Below are 26,089 nucleotides of genomic sequence, written 5' to 3' on the forward strand. Positions count from 1 at the left end.
GTCACCCCCTATGCGCCCTGTCCGAGATAGAGCATATTCGCCTCGGTTTTTCCGTCTTGCGCCTGCGTGATATCGTCCACTAAAATCTCCCATGCGTGGCTTCCCATTTGCAGCACAAGGTTTAGCGCTGTTTTGCTGGTTTGTGCGCTATTTCCAGCAATGCCCTGTAAGCTATTTTCAGCTTGATTGCCAAACATCTTCCCGACGCTCACATCTGGAATGTTCCCGCCAGAAATAATGTCGGATACAGATTGCATCGCGCTCTTGACACTTCCTGCCTCGCCCAAGATTCCTTTTGCCATACCTTCTGGAACGTAGCGTCCAACCTTTTTTTCCATAACCTTGGACGGAGAGTGAATTTGTAGTCTTCTCTGCGCAGCATATACAGCCGAAGCAGCGACATCTGCAGCTGCATTAATAACGGCAGACTGGCCGGCGTAAATGCCAGAAGCCATACCCATTGATAGGTTGTATCCAGCCGACTGGAACGCACCTCTGTATCCATTCGCGCTCGCCACGGCTTGTGATAGACCACTTCGCAAGCTAGCGACCGCCTGCTGTGTTCCAGTCGCCATGCGCTGCGAAAATTGCATCATGCCCTGTGTTGTAGCGGTCACGATACCAGCCATCCCCTGCGTAGTTGTGTTCCGGATGGATGTCATTGCCGTTGTCGCGGTCTGTTGCATGGTGCGGTATCCCTGCGTCGTGTTGCGCCCGATTGCGGAAAGCCCTTGGCTGTAAGTCTGTGAGATGCCAGATAATGCACCTCTCGTCGTGCTCACCATCGCACTGAGGGAGCTATTTGTTTGCGAAGTAATCGCGGACATCTGTGAGCGAACGGTACCCGTAATCATTGTGCTTGAGGACGTGAACGCTGCAGCAATGCCTGTAAGCTTGGATGTTGCGCTTGCTTGCGCTTGGCTTAACCCAGTGCTCAACCCGCTTGTGTAGTTGGCTCCAGTTTGTTGCCCTGCGGTTTTCGCTCGTTCCGCTGTGTTGTCGAATACCGAGATAAGGCCGTCAAGCGCTGACTTCCCAGCATCCTTGATTCCGCTGAGGCCAACCTTGACGACGTCAATACTCGTCACCATCGTTTGCAGACTCTGTGCTGTTGCGTTTGCGGACGTATTAATTGCCGTCAGGCTCGCCTGCGCCGCGACGAGGCCAGCTACCAATAAACCCGTACCTGCGGCTGCCAGGCCAACCGCCACGCTATACGCGGTGAACCCTACCGTTGCCGCGACTAATGTTGCCGTCAACGCCACGAGTGATGCCGACAGCGCCACTGACGTTGCTGCCATAGGCACCATTGCGCCACTCAGTGCGAGTATTGCCGCCGAAGCAGCCATCCCAGATGAAGCTATAATCGGCAATGTTACGGATATAACAGCCATACCAGCGCCAGCAACCAGTGCCGCAGCCCCAGCTGCTCCTAACGCCAACGCCAATGCCGCAAGGCCAGCGGCCAACACTAACGCTCCAGCATCGCCAGCCGCCGCTCCTGCCGCGAATACTGCCATCGACGCTCCAAGTGCCGCAATCGATGCTGCGCCAGATGCGCCATATTGGACGACCGATGGCAACACGCCGACGATCTTTTGCAATGCCACCGCCCCAAGGTTTGCCGCGACACCAACCAATGTAAGGCCAACGCCAAATGCTGCAAACCCTATGCCGCCAGCGAGAAGCGAAGGCCCTAACGCGCCGACTAACGCAATCAATGCACCAAGCCCGACACCTAAACCCGCTAAGACGGCAATCGCGCCAGGCCCTGCTGACGATAGCTTAATCGCCGAATCGGATAGCATCCCGACGGCCGTCGCCGCCAAGGTTAGCCCTGCGCCGAATGCGACAAAACCAACTGCACCTGCAGTAAGGCCAGGCCCGACTGCCGCAGCCACAGCCATAAATGCCGCCAAGCCGCCAGCAATGCCGGCCAATGTTGCTATTGCTCCAGGCCCAGCCGCGTTTAGCTTTATTGCCGCATCGGACAATAAGTTGACTCCGACGGCCGCTAACGCTAATCCAGCGCCGAATGCCACGAATCCGACTGCTCCAGCCGATAATTGTGGCCCAATCATGGATGCGCCCTTTGCTAACAAGGCTAACGCTCCGACCATTCCAATCATTACAGCGACAGCCCCAGGGCCTGCAGATGCAAGATTCACGGATGCCTCTGCTAATATCTTTAATCCGATTGCTGCAAGAGCAATCCCGGCACCAAGGCCGACAAATGCGGCACCCATCGCTAAAATTTGAGGTGCCGACATTGACGCTGCGCTGCCTGCTTTTGTCGCACCATCTCCAACGGATGCAAGGCCAGACATTGTGCCGTTTGCGTGCTTGACGATTGTCATCAATAGACCGCCAATCGGCGATAGCCCCTGCACGAGCTTACCGAAAAGAAAAATGGCTGGTCCGACCACAGCAGCGATGCCGACCCATTTCACAATGTTCTCTTGCATTTCGGGGCTCAAAGAATTGAATTTGTTGACCAGCTCTGTGATTTTCCCGAGTACGCTTGTCAGCGGCCCTTCGACAGCATCGGCAATTTTGATTTTTGCCGTTTCGACGGCGCCACTTAGCTCCTCAAACGCCCCAGGTATTCCTGAGTTGATGCGGTCGGCCATGTTTTTAGCCGCCCCGTCGCAGTTTTCTAGCCCCTTCGTCAGCCCTGCCAGCTCGCTTGGAGAAGACTTCACGAGCGCCATCATACCAGAGATAGCGTTTTGTCCGAATATGGTCGCCAGAGCCGCCGCCTTTTGCTCGTCAGTTAGGCCAGAAAGGCTCGTTTGCAGCTCAGGGATGAATTGTGACAATGGCTTCATCTTTCCGTTGGCATCAAATGCGCTGATGCCAAGTTGTTCCATTTTCTCTGACGCTTTTTCAGACGGGTTTGCGAGGCGTGTCAACGCTCCTCGCAACGCTGTACCTGCCAGCGAGCCCTTAATGCCAGCATTTGACATGATTCCGATAGCCGCCGCGGCCTCCTCAAACTTGACGCCCATTGAGCCAGCAACAGGGCCCGCGAATTTTAGTGCTTCGGCCATGTCTTGTGTTTCAGCATTAGTATCCGCCGCGGCTTTGGCATACACATCTGCAACGTGCCCAGTCTCCCCAATGTCGAGCCCGAATTGCCGAACTGCTGACGATGCCGCCTCAGCGGCGAGCCCCATGTCTCCGCCAGATACGGCTGCCATGTCAATGAGCCCTGGCGTTGCGGCTAGAATTTGATTTGTCGTAAAACCAGCACTGGCCATCTGCTCCTGCGCAGTCGCGACATCCTTGGCACTAAAAATTGAGCTTGCTCCAAGGTCGAGCGCTTGCTTTTTTAGTGCCTCCATCTCTTTTCCAGTTGCGCCAGCAATCGCGCCGACACGGTTCATCTGTGCCTTAAAATCCGTACCAGTTTTGACCGCCGCAACCCCGATACCGACAAGCGGAGCCGTGACACCGAGCGACAATGTCTTTCCGACCGTCGCAAGCCCTGCGCCAGCGCCCTTAAACATATCCACGACGCCAGCGGACGAAAGTTTAGCGCCTTTATCGAGGCTGCCTAAGGAGGCCGTGACCTGCCCGAATCCTTTTTTTAGGTTGGATAGGTCGGCGGAAAAAATCGCCTTGAGATTAAAATCCATTCACACCTCCTTGTTAGCGCTAGCGACAAGCTCAAGAACCCGCCTGTCTATTTCCTGCGCATTCTCTTTCCTTTTCCCTTTTGCCATTTCAACAATTTTTTTGTAGTCAAAAAGGCTCTTAAAGTCGCGATGAATCGGCTTGCCGTTTTTGTCGGTTCCCTGTGCCACCGCCATCTGCCACGCCGTAAAGCTCGCCATGTACTCAGCATCAACCATGCGCAGTTCGTACGCTTTTCGCATCACCTCGAGGTCTGCGAGAGTCGTGTTTTGTATCTCGCGTATGCTCATAGCCGGATACATCCGCTTTACCTCGCACAAGACCTCAAAATAGGTTAACGAGACGCCTTCGCCACTTGCTCCGTCGCTGCTTTCATCCAGCTGACCGTCTTTTTCGTCAGACTCTTGGTAAGAGGTTGACTCTCGAAGAGCGTCAGCAAGCTCTGAAAAAGCTTATCCATCTGCCCTTTCTCACCCTGCTCGATGACATACTCTTCGAGCTCCGCCTCCGTCGGCTTCGGCGACAACGTGATGACGCCAGCGTGCAGCACCTCGACAAGCGATACTGGATTTTCGTCGAGCAGCGAGATGACTGCTGTGCGAATGCCCTGGCCAAATGTCATTCCTCCCATTTCGACGGAATGCAATGTGTCGAGGTATCGGATGGCCTTAAGCCCGAACGTAAGTGGGTATGTTTCACCTTTGATTTTGATTTCCATTATTTTCTCCTTAGGTTAACAAGAAAAGGGAGGGGAAAATGCCCCTCCCTTTATCGTGAGTTAATGCGATTAGCCTTCAGTCACTTTTTCGATGCCTCGGAATTGATACTGCACCGCTTCCATCTGCGCTGGCGTGAGCGATACTTCGCCTTTCTGTGCTTTCATTTCCGTCGCAAACGTGCCCTCGACTTCCATGTTGTCCTCAGCATTTGCTGTGTAGTTAAGCTCTGAAAGGTATCCTCGGCGATACTTTGCAGGGTATTTCCCAACCTGCGACGCTTCGTTCATGTCAACTTCCCAAAGCTCCAGCTCCTCGCCATCGTCAATAGCTGTGTTGAGGTAATCCAACACAGGGTCTCCGTTTGCGCAAAGTGACGTGAACGGGACCTCTTCTTCCAGACCGCCGACATTTTTCAGCGTGCCTGTTTTTGTCACGACGTTGTCGCTGTCGCGTGACTTTTCGACCGAGTGCTCGGTCTGGAACATCATCAATGCGCCATCTTTTTCTTTTGCGTCTTTTAACAATCTCCACAAAAGCAGAACATTTTTCCCTTTTTTTGCTTGTGCCATATAGTCCCTCCTAGTAGTAGTTAACTGTAAACTCTAAAATGCCGTGAATAAGCGGCGTTCCTGTCGTGTTGTCCCAGATGACTTGCGACCGATAGTTGGAGCAATCCACATTGTAGGAGTATGTGCACCGTAGCTCCATTGCCATTGCTATGAATTTTTCCATCGCTGCACTCACATCGCCACGCCGTTTTTTATTATCAGAGTAGAAGTGGACGGATTGCTCAACCGAGCCAATCCTACCAGCCTTGACGGGCTTGTTCCCGCCGTATTGTTCGCCTATAAAAAGAAACGGGTACCGCGTCCCACTGCCTGGCAAATAGTCATAGAGGCTCCAGCCGCTTATTCGAATGCCAATTCCCATCATCTCTGAGAATATCTCTTGCTCAGGGTTCGCCATCTCCGCCTCCTACTCCTTGATATACTTCTTCATGTCTTTCATGAAGATTTCTTTTTGCTCGGCATAATTCGGTCGCACATAAGGTTGTGCGCTCATATACCGCGTGCCGTATTCAACGTATCCAGCATACTTTGCTGTCGGTACGACAGAAGCGGTCATACCATTGTCATCGACGGCAAGGAAAATAGAGTGCTGCAAAAAATGCGTGTCGACTGGCACCGTCTTTTTCTCCTTCTTCTGGAGCTCCGCCGCGTTCTTTTTGACGACTTTTGACAATTCTGGCCCCGCTATATGCTTTAGCGCCGCAATAGCCTTAATCGCGGCCTCTATGCCTTCAAACGTAAAGCCTGCCATCACTGCTCCTTTTTGACTTGTAGAATCGTGTCGTGTCTTGCCTCTTGGCGCAGTACGACGCTATATCGCGTCCCTTCACTGTCCATGACATAGTCGCCTGTTAGATGCACGTTGCCAGGTATCGCTATTGTCTTTGCGCCACTCTCGACGCGTCCGAATAGAAACTGCATCATTTCGGTGCCCATGTCCGAGATCAGGCACGCTGACCATTCTTTCTTAGATTCTCCCTCGACGTAGTTCCCAGTTTTGTAGTCATAGTGCGGGTTTGCTTCCTTGGTCACGAAGCATATTTTGCTGTCGTACCTCATAGAAACCTCACTTTTCCACGCTTCCCAGTCCACTCGTCGTGTGCTTTTGCCCACTCTTTAATGTCATCCTCAAAACCGTCAAGGCCGTCTGCTTTATACTCTGCCTTGTGCCCGCTTATGCTCTCCGATTCCAGCCCTTCGGAGCCAACGCGATTAAAACGTCGTACGATAAGCTCGACTACGACATACTCAAGCTCGCTGGGGACGCTGTCAGGCGGTTTTTCCATGAGCGCAAACAGCCGTCCCAAGATGCGGGCTTCGACAATCTCTCCAATTGACAAGAGCAGTTTTGCCTGTCCGTCCGTCGGTTCGTCGTTAAAAAAAATGAGCGCCTTAGCCTTATCAACCGCCTGCATTTACACCTCCCTAAGCTGTTACGCCGCTAGTCTGTGCCTTAATCGTTACAACGACAACACCATCGAGACGTTCTGCATACAGTGCTGTTCCAGACAGGGCAATCGTCTCTGCCGTCAGACGCTGCTTATTGACGTCCTTCGTGACGCCAATAATGCCCGTTTCGTCTGTCGTAAAGTCGAATGCTTTTCCGATTTCTCCGCCCGCAACAACAGCGTAAGCAAACACAAGGTTCTCAGCAGCTGTCGCATACAACTTGCCCTTGGTAATGGCGGACGACAACACGACAACGTCGGCGCCGAGGAAGTTCTCTACGTAATTCAAGCCAAACGCGGTTTGAATTGTAATCTGAGCCTTAGCCAGGTAATCTGCCACATCCAACGGGTTAGCAAAGACAACGGTTCGCACGGCGTCGTCCTCGAACGCGACCTGTACCTGCCCCCAGCCTTGAGCAATGGCCCCCTGCAAGCCGTCGCCAGTCGCTTTGCCAGTGCCCTTCTCGAGGTACGCGAACAGGCTGTTGCGAACTCCCTTTTGAATTTCACGGAGCAATTTCTGGTCGGTTACATTGATTGCCTGCTCGAAACCGTATTTTTGGATATCTTCCACCGCAACAGCTTTGCGCTTCTTGTCCCACGAAAGCTCAATCGGATCGCCATCCTCGACTTTGACCTGCGATAGGGGAATAATGTCGCCCTTTGCTACCTTCGTTCCATTCAATGTTACGGACGATTTATACGTCTTAATCGTCGAACCAGCCGTCAATCCGACTTTGCGTTCTACGCCGAGCATGTCGAACAGGCTCTGCAGCTGCTTTCCAAATGTTTCCACAAAATCAATAGACTGTGCTTTTACCATTTTTTCCGTGAGATTATTTTCTGCTGTCATAATTTTCCTCCGTTATTTTTTAAAAAGGTCGAGATGACTAGCGATTGCTCGCTGTCTCTCGGCTGTGTTTTTGATGGCGAGAATGTCGCTTTTGCTCATCGAGTTTGGAACCATGCGCCCAGGGGTTTTTCCCTTCAGCCGTTCGTTCACGCCGTCTTCGATAGCTTTAAGGTACATCGCTGAGAATGCGTCGACGTTTTTTTTCGTGCTTTCGGCTTCCTCGGTAATAAGTACCTGCACTAGCTCATCTCCGATGGCAATGCCCTTTTCTTCAAGCATTGCCCGTGCAGTTTTGGCCATTTGAGACAGTGTGTTCGCCTGACGGAGCTGCGTCAGCTCCTCTTTCAGCCTTGCATTTTCGTGTTCAGCTCTCTGCTGCGCATTCATCTTCGCCAGTTTTTCCGCTTCTTCCTTATCAGCCTTCGCTTTCTCCATGGCACGGTTAACACGTTCCTGCACTATGGCATTAAGCTCGTCCTGTGTGAATGTCTTTTCTCCAGCTACAGGTTTCGCTCTTCCTTTCTTTTCCTCGGTTTCTTCATTCTGTTCGATTTGCTCAGTCGTCTGCTCTTGCACTGCATTCTTGTCATCAGTCATTATTAACCTCCATTTTTACGCCCGTCGGCTCACTCCGTAGTTTTTACCGTCTTCCACGTCTAGACATCGCCGTAGCTTTTAACGCCTTCCACGTCTAGGCAATAAAAAAGCAGTTGGCATAATGCCTACTGCTTATGAAAGAGTTAATCAAAAAACATTCTATTTACTTCTAGAAATAAAACATCCAATAAGACTGTCTTTATGCCTTATTAGAATCTTTTTCACCCACTTTATTTCCTTGAATATTTGTTGCAAACCTGCTTCATAATTATCTATATCTTGAGCATCAACAAATATATTTTCTATTCCTCCATCGCAATATTTTAGAATCTTATATAGTGAGTGAAACGATTCTACTTTTCTAATCGTCCATTCTTCACCTTCCCATTTAAAATCTGGCACCATAATCTGAATCATTATCGGCCCCTCCTTACCTTGACCAAACAAATAAATTCATAGTATACTTGTGCTGAGAAATGGGAGTACCTCTTCCCACCAAAGGCATTAGAGAGTAATCTTTGATAGTCTGAGGGGGCCACTCCCATTAAAGAGGTCTTAATCTTAGACCTCTTTTTTTCTTTTGAATATCCCGTACAACCTACCATCTCTTATGATCAGGGTTTTGTCGAGGTATCTGTACCTTTTGTTCCCGTAAACTCTCTCTAACTCTGATGTTAAATCATCATCTGAATAAGAGTCATCTATTAAATTAAGGATGATATTCGTTGACTGTCCTTTCATATTTTTTACCGCAGTAGAAATTGTATTTTTTGAATGCCTATTCACCGTCTTAAGATCCCAAGCTTCTTCTTCCCAAATGTAGTCAGGGGTTCGTATACCCTGAGGGAATAGAACTCTTGGATGGAATTGAACGGTACCTCCCAGTTCATCCACGATCCACTGCCCTATAGATCTTTCATATTCTGTTGGGTCTAATACCACATTTCTATTATTTACAGTGTAAGTTTCCCCATCTATTACTACCTCATCTAAATCAGAAAGAACCCTTTCACTATCAAGCAACATGGCTTTAATATTCTCTGTGTCATCAATGTATGGTTTTTCATCATCGACAGCAGCAGCAATACTACAACGACAAAGAGGATGTAGGGGTGGCAGGTTCCCTCCAATAGCACTTTTTTCGACATCAAAGATTTGACCATCCATCGCTTCACAAATGGGACACGTCCTATGGTCGATCTCCGCGATCCATTCGTACTTGCTATATCCTCCCATACGAAAGGAATCCAGCTGAACTTCCGTCATCACTCTCGAAGACTCCGTAATCGCCAGTCGATGGGCCTTAAAAAGCGCTCCTCCACCTTTTGCTCCCATTTCCTTATCTACCAGATCGGCTAAGCGATTTGCCCACTGATAAGGATGCTCTCCCAAGAGTAGAGATCGTTCCAAGCCAACCTGCAAGCGGCTCACGAGTTCTTCTTTGTTTGCCCATATCCGAGATGAAAATGGAGCTCCTTGGAAGTCACCTAGGATAATTTTGTCCACGTTCCGAAGGAGTGCTTTCCGAGTAGGCTCACTCAATCCCAAAATCCCGGCTTGCCGTTCAATCTCCTTTATCGAGTCCTGTGATAGCCGGGTAGCGAGTAGCTTGTATTCTTCATCGTATAGTTTAAGTCCGTGAAGCTCAATCTCCCGCTTCATCAGTTCGATCCGGCTTGTGCGCATCTTCAGGTTATAAAGCCTGAGTTCTGCATTCGCCTTATCGCTAAAATCCCTATTCTCCACATACTGCTTTGCTTTTTCCGCGAAAGCTTTAACATCCATCTTGCTGGCCTTCTCATAAGCAGTGTTAATATCTAGGCCCTCCTTACCGGCATAGCGAAGGTATTGATTCTTGATATCAGCCTGAAGGTTTATGCTAAGTCTCTTGTAGAGATCCTTTAACTTGTCCAAGTATAGCCCATCAGCGATGATATTATCTCGTATAAACGACAGTTCACGTTTCCTGGTGTAGCTTACTTCTTTATCAATCGCCTGGTTATATCTCTTCGTTAGTAGCTTCTTCATCTTCCATCACCGCCCCGTGATTATGCATCTCGATCATCGGTGTCAATTGCTCTTCATCTTCCCTGCGTTCAAGCTCTTTTTTGACGTCTCCAACAATGGAAAGATTTTCGAGAATCGTCTCATCCGACACAATGCCCTGTAGGCTGCGTGCTGTCTCCGCCTCATCCCGAACATTGGCTGGAATGTTGCGTGTAAATTTATAGTCGATGCCGACAAGGTCGTCGCTTCGAATTGCCGAGTTCGGCAAGTCGGCAATGAGGCTATAGCGCGCATTAAACCCGCGCGCGAATTTACGCTCCTTGGTTTTAGCAAGATTGCTCATACTCTGGAGCTTGTATTGCAGAGCAATGCCTGATGCTGTGCCGAATTTCTCATCGTTGATGTTCGGCACCATGGAAAGATTAAAAATTAACTTTTCGATGCGCTCAAGCAGGTGTTCCTGCGTCGCATCTGCATTCGGTTTTTGCATAAAATCGACGACCAGCTGCCCGTCACCTCCTGTCTTTTCCAGGTTGATGATGCGGTAGTCTCGAATCTGCGAAAGCACACTCTCATCCAACTTAGCACCTAAAATCTTCATGTAGGCGTCTGCAAAATAGTCGACGTCGTTTGCCTTCTCGCTGATTGCCTTGTTGTAGGCGTTGATTAAGTGCTCGACCCACTCAAACGCTCCGATGCGTTCTTCGTTCTCGACGTATTCAATAATCGGGACCGCGCCGAAGTAGTTCGGCTTTTCGTCGGTGATGGTGAATTCCGCTCCCTTAATCTCAAAATAACGGATAACGCTCGCGTCAGATATCGTGCCAACCGTCCTACCATCGCTTGTAACCGTGTAGCGTATGCCGTAAAGCGGTGTCTCGCGGATGCTCGTCGAACGAACAAGGATGCACTCTGTTGGCGCAATCTGCGTGATACCGACCTGTGCCATCTCATCAAGATAAAGGAGCTCAAAGGCGTGCCCGTAAATGTCACACTTCTTTGACAGATCTGCATTAAGGTCGTCGATGTTGTTGTAGCGCTCAATAAATTGGATATAGTCGCTCACAGCCTCGTTGTCGGAGACTGTTTTTACCGGAATCCCCATAAAATAGCCGTTGAAGGTATCAACAATGTAGCGCGCAAAGTTAGCCACGAGGCGATTGTCTGGTTTTGCCGTCGGCTTCGGCGGAAGATAAAGGATGTCCTGGTCACCAACATATAGGTTCTTCAGCTCGTTATAACGATTTACAAGCGCTCGATGCTTTGCGATGTACTCGCATAGCTTTTCTCCAGTCATTTCTTCATCTGGTTCGATATAGAATGCCTTCTCATAGTACATTTCTGCCTCCTAGAGTGAGTGCGGTAATAAGTTAACGCTCACGCCGATTTCTTTGCGCCATCCCTCAACGCCGTAGCGCAGTGCCGCCATGGCATCATCAAAAAAGGCGACTGGCTCGTCTAGATACTCGCCGGTCACCTCGTCTTTTTTCCATTTCCACTGTGATATTTCCTTCAGCGTGTTCGTGCAGGTATGGTCGATGTATATCGCCCTGCCCTTTAACCAGTCGGCTTGTGTCGCCTGATATTTCTTCATCGTCGTTTTTTCCTTGCTTACTGACTGCGCTCTGTACCCTGCTTTTCGCCACATCTGTATACGGTCAGGCTCTGCGCTATCGCACCACATGTCAATGTCTTTCGGCAGTCCTGCCACATCGGCCTCTTCGATTATCTCGCTCGTATCTTTCCCGTACTCGTATATCTCTCGAAGCACATACACATCTCCATCTTTCCAGCCGAGCAATAATATTGCGTTGGCGTGGTTGTAGCCGAAGTCTTGCCCGATTGCCACGTCGTCATAATCTGCAAAGTCCTGTGAGCACTCCGCGGCCTCCCAGTTCTGCAGGATCAGGCCTCCAATTTCTCCCCACTCTCCAAGTCCATAGATTCGATATCCATCCGGGTCAACAACCTTACGACGATCCATCCTCGCTTTGTAGGCATCATCGATGAAGCGATTGTCCAGGTACGTAGAGTGATGCGTAAAAACATTCGGATCCGGCATGTCAAAAAAATCCCGTTTAATCCAGTGATTTTTTGATACCGGATTAAAGGTCCCTTTTATCTGGTAGAATTGTCCCTTCGGAAGCTCACCACGGAGACGATCGTCTATGATTTCGAAGTCTTGTTTTGTCAGCTCCGTCATCTCCTCGAGCCATACGTCGGTCAGCTTGCCTTGCGCAAACGTGATGGACTTGAGCTTCTCCCGCTGTCTCTCGTCATTCATCCCTCGGAAGATGATGGAGTTACCGTTGATGCAGCGAAGTTGAAGAGGAGACATCGTTGCTTGCCAATATTGGTCTAATCCGCAACGGTACACGGCCCCAAGAAGCTCTGCGAATGTGCTATCTCGGTTTGTGACCTCTGACTTACGAACGCATAGAAGGTTACGCCCTTGATCTCTCATCAAGCGAAGCAGATATTGTTGCGCCGTGTCGACACTCTTTCCGCTCCCTGCAGAACCTTTCATGATGATGTAGCGCGCCTTGCACAGATGGACCGGCCTAAAAACTTCATTCGCTTGTATCGTTATCTGCATACTTCACCTCGATGGAAAGATTAGTGTCTGCCTCGACCTCCTTTTTGTCCGTGAAAAGAGCGTAGAACCTTCCCAGAAGCTCCGCTGCCTTTAGCCTGTCCTTCATGCTTATTTCGCCATCCGTCTTTTCCGCACCGTTGTCGCCGCTGTTTTTCGCGCGCATTACCCCTGTAATGAATTCGAGAACCTCTGTTTGGTCGGCGATAGTCTCGCTTTCCAGTTCTTTCATGCGCTCTGCCAAGTATGTTCTCACCGAGTGTTTTGCGAGTAGTTTTCGCGCATTTGCTTCTGCGGAGCGTCTGCTCTGCTTTGCATAGGCTTGTAAGTATGCTTCCGTGGCATTCCCCGAGACGATATAGGCATCGACGAATTTTTTTTGCTTTATCGTTAGTTTGTCCATACCGTTCTCCCGTCATTCTTCTAAGATTTGACTTGTTCCCCCTTCTACACATTTTCCATAAGCTTCGCAGCTTCGATATTGCATCTATTGCATCGGGCATACACCCGTCATAATCTTTTGCAGCGCACACCGTCAACCGCACAACGCTGCATCCCACCCATCACACGGAGGAGGCGGTACTGTGAAACCGGGCAATGTAGGATTGCCAAAGCGTGTGACGTCAACTCCAGATTATGCGCAAACAAAAAGACCGCCCCTCAAGGCGATCTTACCTACTTACAGTATACGATGTTTGCAATGTTCTTTTTGCTCATTTTTCGCGTACTAAAGATTTTATCGCCCTGTAGTAGATGCGTTGCACAGTTGATCGGCTGCGATGTATGTCTGCTGCAATTTCCTCAAAGGTCAGAGTTTCTTTACATCGAAGGTTTACAACCTCTTGTTCCAATGGATCATCAAGTGTAGAGATAAATTCATCAATAAGTGTCAGCATTTCGACCAAATACCGCTTGTTATCATATAGTCGCCTTTCATATCGAGCCTTCGCGTCTATGTACTTAGCAAGAGCATCATCGATCCCTTTCGGAAAATTGGAGTGCGATGGATTATGCGAAAGCTTCATTGCTTGCAAATCGCAAGGTAGTTCTTCTTCCATAGCTTTAAGTTCTTCTTCATCTCTTGCGATTCTTCGGCGAATAGAAGCAACCGATTCGAGCTGTTTAATTGTTATTTCCCCTCGCACTCCTCACCTCCTACTCCTCCGGAACGAATAGTGCTCTGTCTGAGTTGTATGTTGCAGTCCTTTTCTTTTTATCTTTTCGCATTTTCAGCCTCTTCTTCCGCTTCACGGCATTCAGCCATAGCCTTTTGGTGCTCTTCTTCTCCACCCATGGTGTCCAAATAAACCTCCCAACATCGCTTTCTCCAGTCTTTCTCGTCCATCACAAGGTTTGCGCACACGCTGGTCGCAATGTTTTTATAGCAAGTGTTTACTGCTTTCTTCGTGCATGGGCTTGGCTGACGCTTAAACCGTCTGACGGCGGCTCTAAAATCTTTTAACATGACTACTGTTACTGCACCTATCAGCCCCACTTCTCCCATTTTGCGTAAATTGTCGTTTTGCCAAGTCATCTCTATCTTTCTTTTTCCGCAGTAATCGTCACTTCGACACGCGGGGACTCCTTGTCGATGTAAAACTCATCGCGAAAGTCCCCGATCTCCGCCCAGCCGTCATTTTTTAAGACCCCCGCTTTTATCAGCCCGTCAAAAATAAATTTTTTGGCACTCGCGATGTTGTCTTTGTCTTTGCGCCTGTTTTTGCAGTACCACCTAAAAACAAAGTCAGCGGACGCTACCGGCCGGATATGCTGAGCGGCTGCGGAGAGGCAAATTAGACGATCTGCCTCTTTTTTTGTTTTGCGCCTTGGAAACGGTTTGTGCGGTTAGCCCCGATGATCTCATTGAGTCCAGGTAGCTCGCCTGGGATTATAAGCACTTGCGGCTCCATCAAAACGGCACCCGATCATCATCAACAGGCATATAATCCTCCGTTGGCTCCGCCGCACGCTCTCTCCAGTCAAGAAGCTCAACGTTGTATGCGATAACTTGCGCATAGGTGCTTCTCTCTCCGTCCTCCCTTGTGTAGGCGTTTATCTCCATACGTCCCGCGATAATGACTCGTGCACCACGCGCCCCGTTCCGCACTAGAAATTCTGCGGTTTGCCCAAAAAGAACAACTTGGAAAAAATCTGCCGTTTGCTCTCCTGCGTCCTCTCTGCGCTTTTTCTCGTCTTTACTATATCCGCGATCTACTGCAACGCTTACCTTTGCATATGCTTTTCCGCCTTTGCTCTGTTGCAACTCCGGATCTTTTATAAGCCGTCCTGAAATAAAAACTTGGTTCATCATCTTTCCTCCCGATTTCTTCGGCACCACGCTTTACGCACCGCTCGTATCTTTTTGCGTCCTCTTTGCTAATGCGCCACCTGCCGTCTGTCTCATCTGCTACTCCCCTCGTAGGTTTGCCGTTTTGCTTGCTTCCAACTTTTTTTGCACCCATACCGCTTTTTCTTCCGCACTCATGCGTGTATCGCTTAGCACATGGGCACCAACCGGCTTCTTTACGCCCCCGTATCCTTTCGCTTTGGGGACGGCTTGCTCTTTATCTCGTTTATCCCAGTTTAGGATCGTCATGTAGTGCGACTTATACCGTTTGCCGCTTTGCCCGATGTATAGGTCTAAGCGCTCAATAAGGCGATCAACATCAACGCCTTTTTCTTTTAGCTTCTGGATTTCCACATCAGACAGTAAGACGTTTCCATATTCCCCGCGTTTCTGTTGGCGTTTTTCTGGCGCGCGCTCCTCTCCTTTACTTTCCTTTCCTTTACTCTCCTTTACTTTACTTTGTGGATTGTTGTATACATTTATCGGGTTATTGTCGACATAAACAGCGTTATTGCATACATTTACTCCATCGCATACAAAATCCCTATGGACTAACACCGCGGTTTTCCGCGATGCTGCGGCAAAATATCGCTCTTGAATGCCTCTTGAGGTCAATATTTTGTAGGTATTAAACTTGCCGGAATCAAATATGCCAACTTGGATTTGGATCGCCTTCTCGACAATCTTCTCAACTGCATCCTCGCTCACGCCGAATGTCTCAGCTATGAGGAATGTCACATCGCTGTTGATTTCCACGTAGTACCCCTCGTCTCGATAAGCAATACAGAAAATCGCGATGAGTATCGAAATGGCTTGATTCTCGCAGTCTTTTTTTAATCGCCGTATCTTTATATCCTCGAACAACCCGACATCCAAGGGGAAATAATCCAGCCCCTGCTTTGTCGGACGTGCCACGGCATCACCCCCCCCATTAAAACGGAATGTGGTCGTCATCCATCGTTGCATTGTTGTACGTGAGTTCCGGATCGCGCGTAAGTCGACCGGATAGTGTCACTTGGTTCATTTCATCCTCCTAACAGATAATTATTTCAGGCTTTCTAAATTCCTCGCGAAGGCGGCGATAGATACGCTCTTCGTCAGAATTCAGATCGGATAGGTGCATGGCGTAGATAGCTCTGCTCCATTCCGCGCCACTGCTTTTCAAAAAATCGACCGCTGTCTCAAGGCTCATGTGACTTTCAACCGTCCGATTTCTGCGACCGACGTTCATTGACTCCTCCTCCGTGTTTTTATCGATGATCTCCTTGATGTAGTTCATCTCGACCATAAAGATGGTGGATCCGTTGAATCGGTATGGGCAGTAAACGCTATCCGTTAAAAAGGTCAACGTTTCTCTTGACGATGCGTCAATGATCCGAAACCCGATCGGCTCTTTGGCGTCATGAATTGCCCGAAACGGCGCAACATGAAACGACCCGATGGTAAAAGGCTTATACCGAAGAGGCGCGGACGTCTGAAACGCTTTGAATCGGTGCTCTTTTGCGTCAATCACCTCTTTTGTGCCAGCGCTCATGTAAATGTCCAATCCAAATTTCGCAAGGTGCTTTGCCGCCTTGGAATGGTCGCCATGCTCATGAGACACGAGACAAGCGTCAATGTCGGTGATCCGGTACTGCGTCGCGGCTTGTAGTGTCTTGATGGAAAGACCGCACTCAAGAAGCAACGTGGTGTCCCCATTGGACACGATATAGGCATTGCCGGACGATCCGGATCCCAAAATGCGAACATCAATCAAAACGGCGCCTTTTCGTCGATCGGCTTAAAATCGGCGTCGAAGAAACCTTCCGGCGCACCACCGGAAATTTCTCCAGTGTCCGGATCAACGCTTTCCGGGATTGCCTCCGGGAAAGGATCATCCTGAAACTCTGCCGCATTAGCACGCTCTTTGATTTCGCTGTTTACGTTGGCGTCCGTTGATGAAATACTGATATCATCGGAACTCATATAATCGCTATCATCCGCTGTATTAACAAATGATTTGACGGCTCGATTTTTCACCGTTTTAATAGCCATCTGATCCGGAAAGTTTTTGTGTGCCGGAGAACCTCCGTGCGCACCTCCTTGATTCCATGACGCGCGTATTTGCTCCATATCCATATATTCCGTGTACTTGACGTGACCTTTTGAATCAATAACGACTGCAAACGCGCCTATTAGTGATTCTTTTTTTCTGTCTTCAATATTTGGCATGAACTCTTCAATGCGGATTGTCCCAGTTTCAATGTCATAGCCAAGTGAAAAGCCATCATCTTTGTACACGGCATAGGCGTGCACATCAGAAATATCACTCCCGCTTCGTTTTGCTAATGCGACGTTTCCTTGATAGCTAATGGATAATTTGCAAGTATTTCCATATGGAATGAAATAGCACTGTTTTTTGTCGATACTAAGCCCTTTTTCCGCCATCTCAATCACCGACTGCAAAATGCTACGCGGCGTGCATACATCCATGATGGACTTTCCTTTGTTTTGTCCGGATTCAATCGGTGATGTAAGTGCAAATCTCGCTTGTTGGATGGCGTTGACAAAACTATATCCTCTCGGGATGTCCAAGCGATTCGATGAAACCATTCCTCCAATTTCGTCGATTGCCTGATTAACGAGCGTTCCAACATCTACTTTTTTTGAAATCTCTCCCATTTCTACGCCTCCTTAATTTCAAGTGTTTTTTTGCTCTTCATGGCCGTTAGTCTTACCTGCTGTGATAAAAGCTCCTTGTCCAGTCCCTTATAATCCGTAACGGTCTCTGCGTTGTCGACAAACACGGGGATATAGATGTCTTTTTGCTTCGAAAACGTGTTGATGATATCCAACCCTACAAGGACTTTCGCGCCATCGTTCATCTGGTCAAGGTCGGAGCCCTTGTAGAGTGGACGGCATACATCACGGATGCCACCATTGATCTGTTCTTCAAATAGCTTCCATTGCGTCAATATAAATTTGTTATCCACGTCAGACTTAATCATGCTCATCTTAGCGCGAGTAAAGGTCTCACATAGCGCAATCATCCGATCTGCCTTTTCGTACTCTTTACCAAGCACCTTTGCGGATTCTTCCAGCTCTCTGATTCGCATGTCGGCGAATCGGTTCGTGTTTTCCTGTGCGATATCTTCATTTACTTTGTAGAGCTGTCGCTTTAACTCATCAATTTGCTCCTTGATCTGTGGGCTTTCGTCCGGCTCTTTTTGCGCTTCCAGCGCCTCTAATTGCGCCATGTACTTATCACGAGACAAAATGCACGTCTTGATGTAGGACGAATCTTCAACGTCCTTATCCTGAACAGATTCAATGAGTGCTTTTTTCTCTTCTACGTCGTCCTCCGCCTTTTTTACTGCCTCAGTAAAATGGCGCAATTCCTCGGTGATACGCGCGATTTGATCATCCGTCGCAGCAATCTTTGCCTTTGTCTCTTCGGCAAGCCTTTTAATTTTTTCGAGTTTCGCCTTTTTATTTGCGTCGTATTCAGCAACAGCCTTTTCAAGCTGCTCTTTTGGGATGTTTTGACCGCAGGTCGGACAAGTCGTTGACCCTCTCCATCGTTCGCTGGCTTTATCCTGCCACTCTTCTCTAAAATCATGTAGCTGATTGACAAGCGCGCTCACTTCATCTTTTTTGCGATTTATCAAGGCTGCACCTTGATCTCTCTCCTCTTCGACTTTTCGAAGCGATCTTTCGCTGTCCCTAAAGGCACCCTCCGCTTCCATGATCTCTTTGGCACGTTTGTCCGACGCCTCGATTCTTGCTTTATTGATTTCAAAGTTCATTTTTGCGATCTTAGCGCTGAGGTCATCGAATACTTCCGTGGACTTCTTTGCCGTCTTAAACATTCCGGAGAGTGTGTCAATCGTCTTTTCAAGATTCGCTTTCTCCTTTTTAAGTTCGTCAAAATCAAAGTCCTTTTTCATCGCATACACCTCGTCGATGCGCGGGCGAACCTCTAAAAGTTCTTTGTTGATCTTCGTTCTACACACCTTGTGCATAGACGTCACGTCTTCAATGGTTCTTCCATGCAGCTCTTGACGGAGTTCTTCGGTCTCGGGATAAGCTCCGAAAATCTTTTCATTGTCGATGTCATCACCGATTAATGTCATCAGCATCTTTCGACGCTCTTTTTCATCGACTTGATACAAAAAATAGCGCGTGTTGGACAGTAGCTTAAAAAGATCCTCGTCCACAATCTGGTACAGATTCTTTTGATAGTCTCCTTTGTTGATTGGCACGTCGTTCCAGTAATAATCCGTGGTATGACCCGTAAATTCCTCCGTGGCGGAGCCGCGCTTTTTTGTCCATTTTTCCGAAAATGTTTTTTGGAGCGTCAACTCCTTGTCGTCCAAAAGGAAAACTCCGGTTACAGTCGTATCTAAATGGTGCAGGTCGTTTCCGTCATCATCGTGAGGTTTAATTCCCCCTGTTTTCCCGTGGCTATCTTTATCAAAAAGAAGCCATAGAAATGCGTCGTAAATCGTCGTTTTACCGGCTTCATTAGCACCAGAAATATCTGTTCTCTGGTAGAATTTAATTTCTTTGTCCTTGATGCCCTTGAAATTCTTTAGCGATAATTGTTGTAATTCAAATTTCATTTTTTCTCCCTTTCGTGTTATACTGGAGACGCAAGAGGCTTAATCCTGCGCACTTTGGCCATCGTCCTGTCCGGCGGTGGTCATCTCTTTTTCTAACTCGCTCATAAAATTTAGGATTGCTTTTCCCATAAGTTCTCCACCTTCTGCTTGGAGGTGTTCAGCGTCGTTCATGTCTTCGGATTCTGCAAAGCGAAAAGACGCCCAAGAAAGAATCCCTGTATACGTTTTCAGATTTTTCCATGCTTTTTCGTAATCCATGCCGCATCTCACCTCGTCACCAAGATATAGAACAGCCAACTGCCGATAATCATGTATCCGGCTGTCGCAATTCCCAGCCCCACCGTTAGAATGAATTTCAACACTGGGTGCATCCGTGCCGGGTTAAACGTCCAGCCGATTTTCTTTCTTCTTCGTCTCATGTTTCTCCTCCTTTCACACCGCCCGCAGGGCTTCTTTTAGACCGCTAAGTGCTTTCAGCGCTCGCTCCTCTGCCTCTGTTTTGAACAGCGACGGATCGTTCTTGAACGGTTTACCGAATGCAAACAGATAGGTTTCGGCATCCGTCCAGTTGTACTTATCACGCCATGTTTCAATGTATGAAATTGGGAATGGCTTCCCGTCTCCCTTTGTGTAGTAACTCAGGTTAGAAGCGTTCACATCTTTAGCGAGATCTTTATAGTACAGATGATTCGCCCGTAGCCATTCGCCTAAGTCTTCATGCAGCACTTTTCACTCCTCCTTTTCCTCGTACAATTTCCACCATTCGACGTTGAGGGCTTGTGCGATCTTCTTAGCTGTTCTTACTGGCATTTCTCGGTATCCTGTCTCATAGGAGCTGTATGTCGTTTGCGGAATGCCTACCGCTTTCCCTAAATCGCTTTGTCGTAGCCCCATTTCTTTTCTTCGTTCTTCCATAAAAATCAACATATTGTATGCAAGCCCTTTCTTTAACACTTCATGTGGTATAATTAGGTCATCAAGAACATGTGCCAGCATGCTCCTCTGAAATTCACCATGAAAGGAGGTATGCGTATGGGAAAGAACCAACACGTCACCCCAAAGGGGTCTCAATGGCAGGTTAAGGGTGCCGGAAACACCAGAGCCACAAAGATTTTTAGCACACAGCGTGAAGCTGAATTCTTTGCAAAAGGAATTGCTAAAAACCAACACTCTGAGTTAATCGTCCACAATCGACAGGGACGAATCCGCTCAAAAGATTCTTTTGGGAATGACCCGTACCCTCCACAAGATAAGGAGCACTAATTCTCCTTGAACTGAATGCGAACCCGGTATCTTTCGTCCGTTTTGATTGGTGTTTCCGATCTGTCAATCGTTACGATTGGTGTCGGGTTCTCTTCGTCCGTCTCGACAATGATTTTTTCCACATCATCCGCTAGAAATAGATCCTTAGCCATGACTTCCTCCTTTCTTTTTGGTACTACTCATTCTGTTTATTGCGCTCTATATCACGTTTCTGCTCTGCTATAATTGGCCAAACAGTTCATGGGCGGTATTCATCCAGTAGGCTAAGAATCACGTACCGGAGATGCGAAATGTCCGGCCTTGTTTTTTCTGGGCGCATCAAGGTGAATAAGTTCCACAGTGTTATGGTGCTAAACACTACCGTCAGCACGCCTAAAATTATCGTCACCATCCTTCCTCCTTTCACTCCTTAATCTGTTCCTTCGCCTTTGCCGATGGATAATTCAGCTTTTCGGATTGCCCAATATGGGCCTCCATGAATTTCAGGTGCTTCGATATAAGGCATATTGTCCAGACTCGCTCTGTTATTCTTTGTACTTGCCGGCTCATCCTTCTCCTCTTGAAAGATGGAAAGCTGTTTCATCTCTGTCAGTAGGTGGGACAGCTTTTCGATCTCTTTCTGGAACTCATCAATCGTCATTCCGTTAATCTTCAGCGCCAGCTTCACGCTGATGTTTGTGGCCGCTTCCTTCTCCATCGTTGCTCCTTTCCGTATTACCGTTATACGGTAGTTTCATCGTAAAAAAAACCATCTTTCACAACAGGAACGTCTATATAATCTGGATCCATTCCATAAATCTTGCACAAATAGAAATAGTACTGTGCCGGTATAGCAGATATGCCGCGCTCCCAATTTGAGATGGTTTTTTCGGATTTATCAACCTTCTTAGCCACTTCGGCGATGGTCATCTTTGCGTTTACTCTTGCACTTTCAAGTGAAATTCTCATCATGGTTTTTCATCACCCCCCTCTCTGCTGATATGATACTACCGTTTTTCGGTATAGTCAAGCGGATGTTGAAAAAAACTTCCGTTTTCTTGTAGTTTTGTTTTTCTGATGCTATAATAGTCCCGAAAAACAGTTGTAGATTGGAGGTGATTATGTGGCGACTGAGAATCAAAAAAGGACGTTCGCAAAGAACTTTAGTCATTACTTGGAGTTAAAGGGGATTACAAGGGCAGATGTATCTCGTTTGCTCGGTTACCCTGAAACCACTCTTGCTAACTGGGCGAACGGAGTGAATTATCCTCGGATTGACAAAATACAGGAACTGGCTGACTTTTTCGGCATTAAAAAGTCCGATCTCATCGAAGATAAGATTGACGCCATCATCAACCGCCAACCCGATCTGCACCCAATCCACAAAATCCGAAGCGTCCCAATCCTCGGCACCATTGCCTGCGGAACGCCCATCTGGGCGGAAGAAAACTTTGAAGGCTACGTCGGTATCGACCCGATGCACATGGACGGCGAGTTTGCCTTAATCTGCAAGGGAGATAGCATGGTGGACGCAAATATTCACAACGGCGACATTGTGCTGATGAAGAAAACATCGGATGTAGAAGATGGCAAGATTGCTGCCGTTTTAATCGAGGACGAGACGACGTTAAAGAAGGTCTACAAAAAAGAAAACCTGCTTGTCCTACAGCCATGCAACAGCAGCTACAGCCCTATCGTCTATAGCTATGATGAGGCAGAAGATAAGGGCGTCCAAATACTCGGAGAGTGCGTTGGAATATATCACGCAGTAAAGGAGTAAAATAAACGGCTGGTCGCCGGGTGTCCGGCAGGAATTATTGAGGAGGAAATTATGAAAAAGAAATTGATCGCTTTAATGCTTTTGGCCGCGCTTTCTTTGACGGCGTGCGGAGGCGGAGAGCAGAAATCGTCCGAGGCGCCTGTTGCGCAAGAGTCGAGTTCAGAAGCGCCACAAGAGAAAGCATCATCCGAAGAATCAGCTGCTACTACAGAAACCACTGAGGCGCCGAAAGAATCTCAAACTGAGGCAACATCGTCTGAAGAGGTCCCGAGAGAGTACATCTCGGCATTAAATAAAGCGCAAACATACTCCGATATGATGCATATGTCAAAGCAGAAACTATATGATCAGCTCACATCAGAATATGGAGAAAAGTTTCCAGCAGAAGCGGCACAATATGCCGTGGAGCACGTAAAAGCAGATTTCAAATTGAACGCATTAGAGCAAGCAAAAACTTATCAGAAGACAATGGATATGTCTTCGAGTGCAATTTATGACCAGCTCATTTCTGAATATGGGGAAAAATTCACTGAAGAAGAGGCGCAGTACGCCGTAGACAACCTTCCAAAATAAACTTTTACAAAGAAAAACTCCCCCGTTCTGCTGCAACAGAACGAGGGAACTGGAAGGCTATATGCCAACCAATGCATTTTTAGTATATCATACCGCCTCCATGAAAGGAGGCTACCTTTATATCAAAAATCGCATCTGTAATCTAAAAGATGATCGATATGCTTGCCAGATCATCGGTGAGTGCGTCGGCGTGTATCACCCGAAGAAGAGGTAAGGAGGGAGCGCATGAGTTCTCGTAAAATTGTTAAAGGGTTTCGCATAAAAGAGATCATCAATGAAACGAAATTAATCATTAATTACGGAATCGAAGATGGTGCCAGTGTCGGACAAAAAGTTATCATTTACGATGACATCTCAAAGAATAGCAACTCGAACGTTGCCGATCCTCTTGAAACGCAAAAGGACACATTAGAGATAACACAGACATACATCAAGTCATCACTATGCGAAAAAATTCATCTTGGCCCTAGTCAGATGGATATTATTGCCTCCAGTTTTAGTCCTCTTGTCCAATTATCTTCCCGATCAAAAAACGTTGTTGCTTTTAAGGCGGATGAAGAGGAAATGTCACATAGAGACATTGAATTTGATGCAACGATCCACAATAATGACCCAGTTATCATTTTATGTAACTAATTCCTTTTGACGGTGTGACAAATCAATGCTACAATAAGAGCAGATAAGTTTGTCTAGGATTAAGTTCCAGACTATCGGGGAAATCCCTCCTGCTCTTGCAGGGGGGATTTCTTTTTAGGAGAAAGAAATGGAATACGATAAGCCGTTTAAGACATATGATGAGCTCTTAAATCATCTAGAAGAGCAATACGGACTAAATATTTCTAATCGCAAAACGGCAATTCATATTTTAGAAGCTGTCCCGTTTTATGACTTAATTAATGGTTATAAGGAATCCTTTTTAGACGCTAATGAAAAGTTTGCAGCACATCACAGTTTGGAACTTCTATATGCTTACCATGAATTTGATCGCGGCTTTCAAAATATACTTTTTAAGTACTCCATTGACGTTGAGACCAAGTTTAAAAATATTATGGCATATCGGTTATCTGAACAATACGGCGTTGAAGTCAGCGGATATTTAAATCCGGGAAATTTCAAAATACCGCACAATAAAAGACAAATGAATAAGCTAAAAACAACGCTTAGCGAAGCTTGGGATAGGAATAGAGGAAAAGAAAATAATCCTACCAAATTCTATATAACAAATCACAACCATGTCCCAGCTTGGATTCTATTTAAAAATGTTCGCTGGAACACTGTTTCCGACATATATCAGTTTCTAAAACCGGAAGATAAAAAGTATGTTTTAGATCGGATGCTAAAAGCCGATATTAAGCATGAACATATGAATCAGGTCTTTTCGAATGCGATGTATATCATCCGGAAAATGAGAAATCAAATCGCGCATAACGGGAAATTCACAACATACAGAGTCGACCATGCGCATGGATTGATTTTAAAACAAATCGAAGGTGAGTTTGGATCTACTTTACTATCAGGTGTCTATTCAACTGGTGATAATGTTTTTGCCATGATTTTGTCACTAATTCTTTTGCTTGGAGACAAGGGCAGGACTGCAAGAATGGCACTAGAAATTGAAAAATTGATCGAGTCTCAAATTTTTATTCCAGACTCAGTATCCAGGCAAAAATTCCATGAGAATTCTATATGGCATCCGTATTCAAAGGTAACTGGGATACCAATAGATATTGTGCAGCGTTTTAAACTATATTTGACTAAAAAATAAAGTCAGAGCCATATGAACAAAATAATGCTCTATCGCTCGAGTGCACAAGGAAAAAGAAAACGATAAGAGAAACCGCCCAGCGGCAACTGGACGGAATCAAATATGGAGGCTGTTACACCAACATATGCGCATATAGTGTATCACAGCCTCCGAAAGGAGGCACTTTTTATGCCTAAAAATCGCATAACCAAAAAGGCCGATGGGCGTTATTACTACCAAACTACCGACGCGCAAGGAAAGCGCATCACCATCGGATCTTGGAAGAAGGAGAGCAAGCGCGACTTTGCCGTACGTTGCAACGAATTGGACGCTACCGCACATGGCGAAGCGCGAACAGATACATTTGATGAGCTCTTTCGGGAATGGATGCAACTGCACGTATTGCCTAATCTTTCCGCCGGCACAATCCGTACAGCCAAGGATTATTATGGGCGCTATGTGAAGCCTTTTATAGGCTCTCGGCGCATCACGGATATCAAACGCAAAGATGTCTTCAGATTGTTATCTAAAGCAAAGCAGAAGGGTCTGGCACCAACTACCATGAAGAAAATTCGCTCGACCATTTCTTCCCCGTATTCTTTTGCCATCAATTCGCTTGGTTATGAGATAGTCTCCCCGACAGAAGGTCTTGTCTTTGATTATGGAGGTAAGGCTAAACCAGCGCGCAAGCGCGTCATAAACGACAAGGACATCAAGAGGATTCAGAAGGCGGCGGAAGAGAGCAAATACAAGAATCTGATATATATACTGCTCTATACCGGCATGCGCCCAAGTGAAGCACTGGGACTAAAAGCATCAGATGTGCACGATGGAAAAATCTACATCTGAAGAGGAGTGACACGAGACGGAATATCTACACTGAAAACGGCTGCAGCGCGTCGTGAATTCCCACTGTTTAAAGGCCTGCGTAGCGTGTTGGACGAGCAAATCAATATCGTCGGGCATAGTAGCTGGCTTTTTGCCACATATAACGAAATGCCAAGCATGATCGCCCTCATCAAGTCCTTCCGAAGGATTCTCCGCCGCACGGAAGTATGGGAAAGAGGCGGAAGAAATCATTTGAAAAAAATTAAACTGATAACGGCAGCCGTTGAATGCAGTCTCTATGACTTCCGGCACACTTTTGCAACACGACAAGCCGAAGCTGGTATGAACCCTACCGTACTGCAAACCATCATGGGCCACGAAGATATTAAGACTACTTTGGAGTATTATGTGGAGATTACTGACACTATGATGGAACAGGCAATCGACGTCCTGGAAAAGACGGTAGAAAAAAATTGAGGACAAAATTGAGGACAAACTCATAAACAAGCTGGCCTCTGCAAAAAGAGAAAGCCGCTGAAATCAAGTGATTCC

The 26,089-nt window shown here is 47.3% G+C and carries 37 protein-coding genes; 7 read left to right on the forward strand and 30 right to left on the reverse strand.

Annotation, left to right across the window (positions count from 1 at the left end; translation table 11 throughout):
* Nucleotides 1-8 precede the first annotated feature (8 nt).
* The 27 genes from BN3910_RS04220 to BN3910_RS04340 form a co-directional block, all read right to left on the reverse strand.
* Nucleotides 9-3,638, reverse strand: a complete 3,630-nt coding sequence (locus BN3910_RS04220) for a phage tail tape measure protein (RefSeq protein WP_066924668.1) — start codon at nucleotides 3,636-3,638, stop codon at nucleotides 9-11.
* A complete protein-coding gene (locus tag BN3910_RS04225) occupies nucleotides 3,639-3,926 on the reverse strand; it encodes a hypothetical protein (RefSeq protein ID WP_187367685.1) in 288 nt (95 codons plus the stop codon).
* A gap of 44 nt (nucleotides 3,927-3,970) precedes the next feature.
* Nucleotides 3,971-4,354: a tail assembly chaperone gene (locus tag BN3910_RS04230; RefSeq protein ID WP_066924672.1), complete on the reverse strand. Its 384-nt coding sequence runs from the start codon at nucleotides 4,352-4,354 to the stop codon at nucleotides 3,971-3,973.
* Nucleotides 4,355-4,423: 69 nt separating this feature from the next.
* On the reverse strand, nucleotides 4,424-4,924 hold the full coding sequence (locus BN3910_RS04235; RefSeq protein ID WP_066924674.1) for a phage major tail protein, TP901-1 family: 501 nt from the start codon (nucleotides 4,922-4,924) through the stop codon (nucleotides 4,424-4,426).
* A gap of 10 nt (nucleotides 4,925-4,934) precedes the next feature.
* Complete coding sequence (locus tag BN3910_RS04240; protein ID WP_066924676.1) at nucleotides 4,935-5,321, reverse strand: hypothetical protein; 387 nt, start codon at nucleotides 5,319-5,321, stop codon at nucleotides 4,935-4,937.
* Nucleotides 5,322-5,330: 9 nt separating this feature from the next.
* Entirely contained in the window at nucleotides 5,331-5,675 is a 345-nt protein-coding gene (locus tag BN3910_RS04245; protein ID WP_075967990.1) for an HK97-gp10 family putative phage morphogenesis protein, read from the reverse strand.
* Nucleotides 5,675-5,983 carry a hypothetical protein gene (locus BN3910_RS04250; RefSeq protein ID WP_066924678.1) on the reverse strand — a complete coding sequence of 103 codons (309 nt, stop codon included), beginning with the start codon at nucleotides 5,981-5,983 and terminating at the stop codon, nucleotides 5,675-5,677. Before BN3910_RS04250 ends, BN3910_RS04245 begins: the two co-directional genes overlap by 1 nt.
* A complete protein-coding gene (locus tag BN3910_RS04255) occupies nucleotides 5,980-6,339 on the reverse strand; it encodes a phage head-tail connector protein (RefSeq protein WP_066924680.1) in 360 nt (119 codons plus the stop codon). The genes BN3910_RS04250 and BN3910_RS04255 overlap by 4 nt, the downstream gene beginning before the upstream one ends.
* A 10-nt stretch (nucleotides 6,340-6,349) precedes the next feature.
* A complete protein-coding gene (locus tag BN3910_RS04260) occupies nucleotides 6,350-7,225 on the reverse strand; it encodes a hypothetical protein (RefSeq protein ID WP_066924682.1) in 876 nt (291 codons plus the stop codon).
* A gap of 12 nt (nucleotides 7,226-7,237) precedes the next feature.
* A complete protein-coding gene (locus BN3910_RS04265; protein ID WP_066924684.1) occupies nucleotides 7,238-7,822 on the reverse strand; it encodes a DUF4355 domain-containing protein in 585 nt (194 codons plus the stop codon).
* Nucleotides 7,823-7,981: 159 nt separating this feature from the next.
* Nucleotides 7,982-8,239 (reverse strand): hypothetical protein, encoded by a 258-nt coding sequence (locus tag BN3910_RS04270; protein ID WP_066924686.1) that lies wholly within the window; start codon nucleotides 8,237-8,239, stop codon nucleotides 7,982-7,984.
* A 144-nt stretch (nucleotides 8,240-8,383) separates the two neighbouring features.
* Nucleotides 8,384-9,850 carry a minor capsid protein gene (locus BN3910_RS04275; RefSeq protein WP_066924688.1) on the reverse strand — a complete coding sequence of 489 codons (1,467 nt, stop codon included), beginning with the start codon at nucleotides 9,848-9,850 and terminating at the stop codon, nucleotides 8,384-8,386.
* Nucleotides 9,822-11,168 (reverse strand): phage portal protein, encoded by a 1,347-nt coding sequence (locus BN3910_RS04280; protein ID WP_066924690.1) that lies wholly within the window; start codon nucleotides 11,166-11,168, stop codon nucleotides 9,822-9,824. Before BN3910_RS04280 ends, BN3910_RS04275 begins: the two co-directional genes overlap by 29 nt.
* Nucleotides 11,169-11,177: 9 nt before the next feature.
* Nucleotides 11,178-12,425: a PBSX family phage terminase large subunit gene (locus BN3910_RS04285; protein ID WP_066924692.1), complete on the reverse strand. Its 1,248-nt coding sequence runs from the start codon at nucleotides 12,423-12,425 to the stop codon at nucleotides 11,178-11,180.
* Complete coding sequence (locus BN3910_RS04290; RefSeq protein WP_066924694.1) at nucleotides 12,400-12,825, reverse strand: terminase small subunit; 426 nt, start codon at nucleotides 12,823-12,825, stop codon at nucleotides 12,400-12,402. The genes BN3910_RS04285 and BN3910_RS04290 overlap by 26 nt, the downstream gene beginning before the upstream one ends.
* Before the next feature lie 310 nt (nucleotides 12,826-13,135).
* Nucleotides 13,136-13,567, reverse strand: a complete 432-nt coding sequence (locus tag BN3910_RS04295) for a sigma factor-like helix-turn-helix DNA-binding protein (RefSeq protein WP_066924696.1) — start codon at nucleotides 13,565-13,567, stop codon at nucleotides 13,136-13,138.
* Nucleotides 13,568-13,635: 68 nt separating this feature from the next.
* Nucleotides 13,636-13,956: a hypothetical protein gene (locus BN3910_RS04300; protein WP_066924698.1), complete on the reverse strand. Its 321-nt coding sequence runs from the start codon at nucleotides 13,954-13,956 to the stop codon at nucleotides 13,636-13,638.
* A gap of 2 nt (nucleotides 13,957-13,958) precedes the next feature.
* Nucleotides 13,959-14,216: a RusA family crossover junction endodeoxyribonuclease gene (locus BN3910_RS08045; RefSeq protein WP_197457240.1), complete on the reverse strand. Its 258-nt coding sequence runs from the start codon at nucleotides 14,214-14,216 to the stop codon at nucleotides 13,959-13,961.
* 115 nt (nucleotides 14,217-14,331) lie between these two features.
* Nucleotides 14,332-14,733 carry a single-stranded DNA-binding protein gene (locus BN3910_RS04305; RefSeq protein ID WP_082790299.1) on the reverse strand — a complete coding sequence of 134 codons (402 nt, stop codon included), beginning with the start codon at nucleotides 14,731-14,733 and terminating at the stop codon, nucleotides 14,332-14,334.
* A 96-nt stretch (nucleotides 14,734-14,829) separates the two neighbouring features.
* Nucleotides 14,830-15,684, reverse strand: coding sequence for a DUF4373 domain-containing protein (locus tag BN3910_RS04310; protein WP_187367686.1), 855 nt, complete (start codon nucleotides 15,682-15,684; stop codon nucleotides 14,830-14,832).
* A gap of 118 nt (nucleotides 15,685-15,802) precedes the next feature.
* A complete protein-coding gene (locus tag BN3910_RS04315; protein ID WP_066924705.1) occupies nucleotides 15,803-16,525 on the reverse strand; it encodes an MBL fold metallo-hydrolase in 723 nt (240 codons plus the stop codon).
* On the reverse strand, nucleotides 16,522-17,430 hold the full coding sequence (locus BN3910_RS04320) for a RecT family recombinase (RefSeq protein WP_066924707.1): 909 nt from the start codon (nucleotides 17,428-17,430) through the stop codon (nucleotides 16,522-16,524). The genes BN3910_RS04315 and BN3910_RS04320 overlap by 4 nt, the downstream gene beginning before the upstream one ends.
* A 2-nt stretch (nucleotides 17,431-17,432) precedes the next feature.
* Nucleotides 17,433-19,370 carry an AAA family ATPase gene (locus BN3910_RS04325; protein WP_066924709.1) on the reverse strand — a complete coding sequence of 646 codons (1,938 nt, stop codon included), beginning with the start codon at nucleotides 19,368-19,370 and terminating at the stop codon, nucleotides 17,433-17,435.
* A gap of 39 nt (nucleotides 19,371-19,409) precedes the next feature.
* On the reverse strand, nucleotides 19,410-19,628 hold the full coding sequence (locus BN3910_RS04330; RefSeq protein WP_066924711.1) for a hypothetical protein: 219 nt from the start codon (nucleotides 19,626-19,628) through the stop codon (nucleotides 19,410-19,412).
* An 8-nt stretch (nucleotides 19,629-19,636) separates the two neighbouring features.
* Nucleotides 19,637-19,789 carry a hypothetical protein gene (locus BN3910_RS07755; RefSeq protein WP_156469874.1) on the reverse strand — a complete coding sequence of 51 codons (153 nt, stop codon included), beginning with the start codon at nucleotides 19,787-19,789 and terminating at the stop codon, nucleotides 19,637-19,639.
* Nucleotides 19,790-19,802: 13 nt separating this feature from the next.
* On the reverse strand, nucleotides 19,803-20,096 hold the full coding sequence (locus BN3910_RS04335) for a hypothetical protein (RefSeq protein WP_066924713.1): 294 nt from the start codon (nucleotides 20,094-20,096) through the stop codon (nucleotides 19,803-19,805).
* A gap of 3 nt (nucleotides 20,097-20,099) precedes the next feature.
* Entirely contained in the window at nucleotides 20,100-20,366 is a 267-nt protein-coding gene (locus BN3910_RS04340; RefSeq protein ID WP_231862183.1) for a helix-turn-helix transcriptional regulator, read from the reverse strand.
* 36 nt (nucleotides 20,367-20,402) lie between these two features.
* Between BN3910_RS04340 and BN3910_RS04345 the strand changes: the two genes are divergently transcribed.
* A complete protein-coding gene (locus tag BN3910_RS04345) occupies nucleotides 20,403-20,633 on the forward strand; it encodes a DUF2188 domain-containing protein (protein WP_066924716.1) in 231 nt (76 codons plus the stop codon).
* On the opposite strand, the gene BN3910_RS07760 is transcribed toward BN3910_RS04345, so the two are convergent.
* The 3 genes from BN3910_RS07760 to BN3910_RS04355 all read right to left on the reverse strand — a co-directional run bounded on the left by BN3910_RS07760 (nucleotide 20,630) and on the right by BN3910_RS04355 (nucleotide 21,584).
* Nucleotides 20,630-20,785, reverse strand: a complete 156-nt coding sequence (locus BN3910_RS07760; protein ID WP_156469875.1) for a hypothetical protein — start codon at nucleotides 20,783-20,785, stop codon at nucleotides 20,630-20,632. The two genes, BN3910_RS04345 and BN3910_RS07760, sit on opposite strands and share 4 nt — an antisense overlap.
* Before the next feature lie 257 nt (nucleotides 20,786-21,042).
* The gene (locus BN3910_RS04350; RefSeq protein WP_066924718.1) at nucleotides 21,043-21,330 is read right to left on the reverse strand and encodes a hypothetical protein; all 288 of its coding nucleotides are present in this window, start codon (nucleotides 21,328-21,330) and stop codon (nucleotides 21,043-21,045) included.
* A gap of 23 nt (nucleotides 21,331-21,353) precedes the next feature.
* Nucleotides 21,354-21,584, reverse strand: a complete 231-nt coding sequence (locus BN3910_RS04355; RefSeq protein ID WP_066924720.1) for a helix-turn-helix domain-containing protein — start codon at nucleotides 21,582-21,584, stop codon at nucleotides 21,354-21,356.
* A gap of 151 nt (nucleotides 21,585-21,735) precedes the next feature.
* On the opposite strand from BN3910_RS04355, the gene BN3910_RS04360 reads away from it, so the two are divergent.
* From BN3910_RS04360 to BN3910_RS04385, 6 genes are all read left to right on the forward strand, one after another.
* Entirely contained in the window at nucleotides 21,736-22,392 is a 657-nt protein-coding gene (locus BN3910_RS04360; RefSeq protein ID WP_066924722.1) for a LexA family transcriptional regulator, read from the forward strand.
* Nucleotides 22,393-22,443: 51 nt separating this feature from the next.
* Complete coding sequence (locus BN3910_RS04365) at nucleotides 22,444-22,965, forward strand: Ltp family lipoprotein (protein ID WP_066924724.1); 522 nt, start codon at nucleotides 22,444-22,446, stop codon at nucleotides 22,963-22,965.
* A 225-nt stretch (nucleotides 22,966-23,190) separates the two neighbouring features.
* The gene (locus tag BN3910_RS04370; protein WP_066924726.1) at nucleotides 23,191-23,601 is read left to right on the forward strand and encodes a hypothetical protein; all 411 of its coding nucleotides are present in this window, start codon (nucleotides 23,191-23,193) and stop codon (nucleotides 23,599-23,601) included.
* A 127-nt stretch (nucleotides 23,602-23,728) separates the two neighbouring features.
* Nucleotides 23,729-24,730: an Abi family protein gene (locus BN3910_RS04375; RefSeq protein ID WP_066924728.1), complete on the forward strand. Its 1,002-nt coding sequence runs from the start codon at nucleotides 23,729-23,731 to the stop codon at nucleotides 24,728-24,730.
* Between the two features lie 168 nt (nucleotides 24,731-24,898).
* Complete coding sequence (locus BN3910_RS04380; protein WP_066924730.1) at nucleotides 24,899-25,558, forward strand: tyrosine-type recombinase/integrase; 660 nt, start codon at nucleotides 24,899-24,901, stop codon at nucleotides 25,556-25,558.
* Between the two features lie 6 nt (nucleotides 25,559-25,564).
* On the forward strand, nucleotides 25,565-26,014 hold the full coding sequence (locus BN3910_RS04385) for a tyrosine-type recombinase/integrase (RefSeq protein WP_066924733.1): 450 nt from the start codon (nucleotides 25,565-25,567) through the stop codon (nucleotides 26,012-26,014).
* Nucleotides 26,015-26,089 lie beyond the last annotated feature (75 nt).

Source organism: Murdochiella massiliensis (assembly GCF_900059565.1).
Taxonomy (GTDB): domain Bacteria; phylum Bacillota; class Clostridia; order Tissierellales; family Peptoniphilaceae; genus Murdochiella; species Murdochiella massiliensis.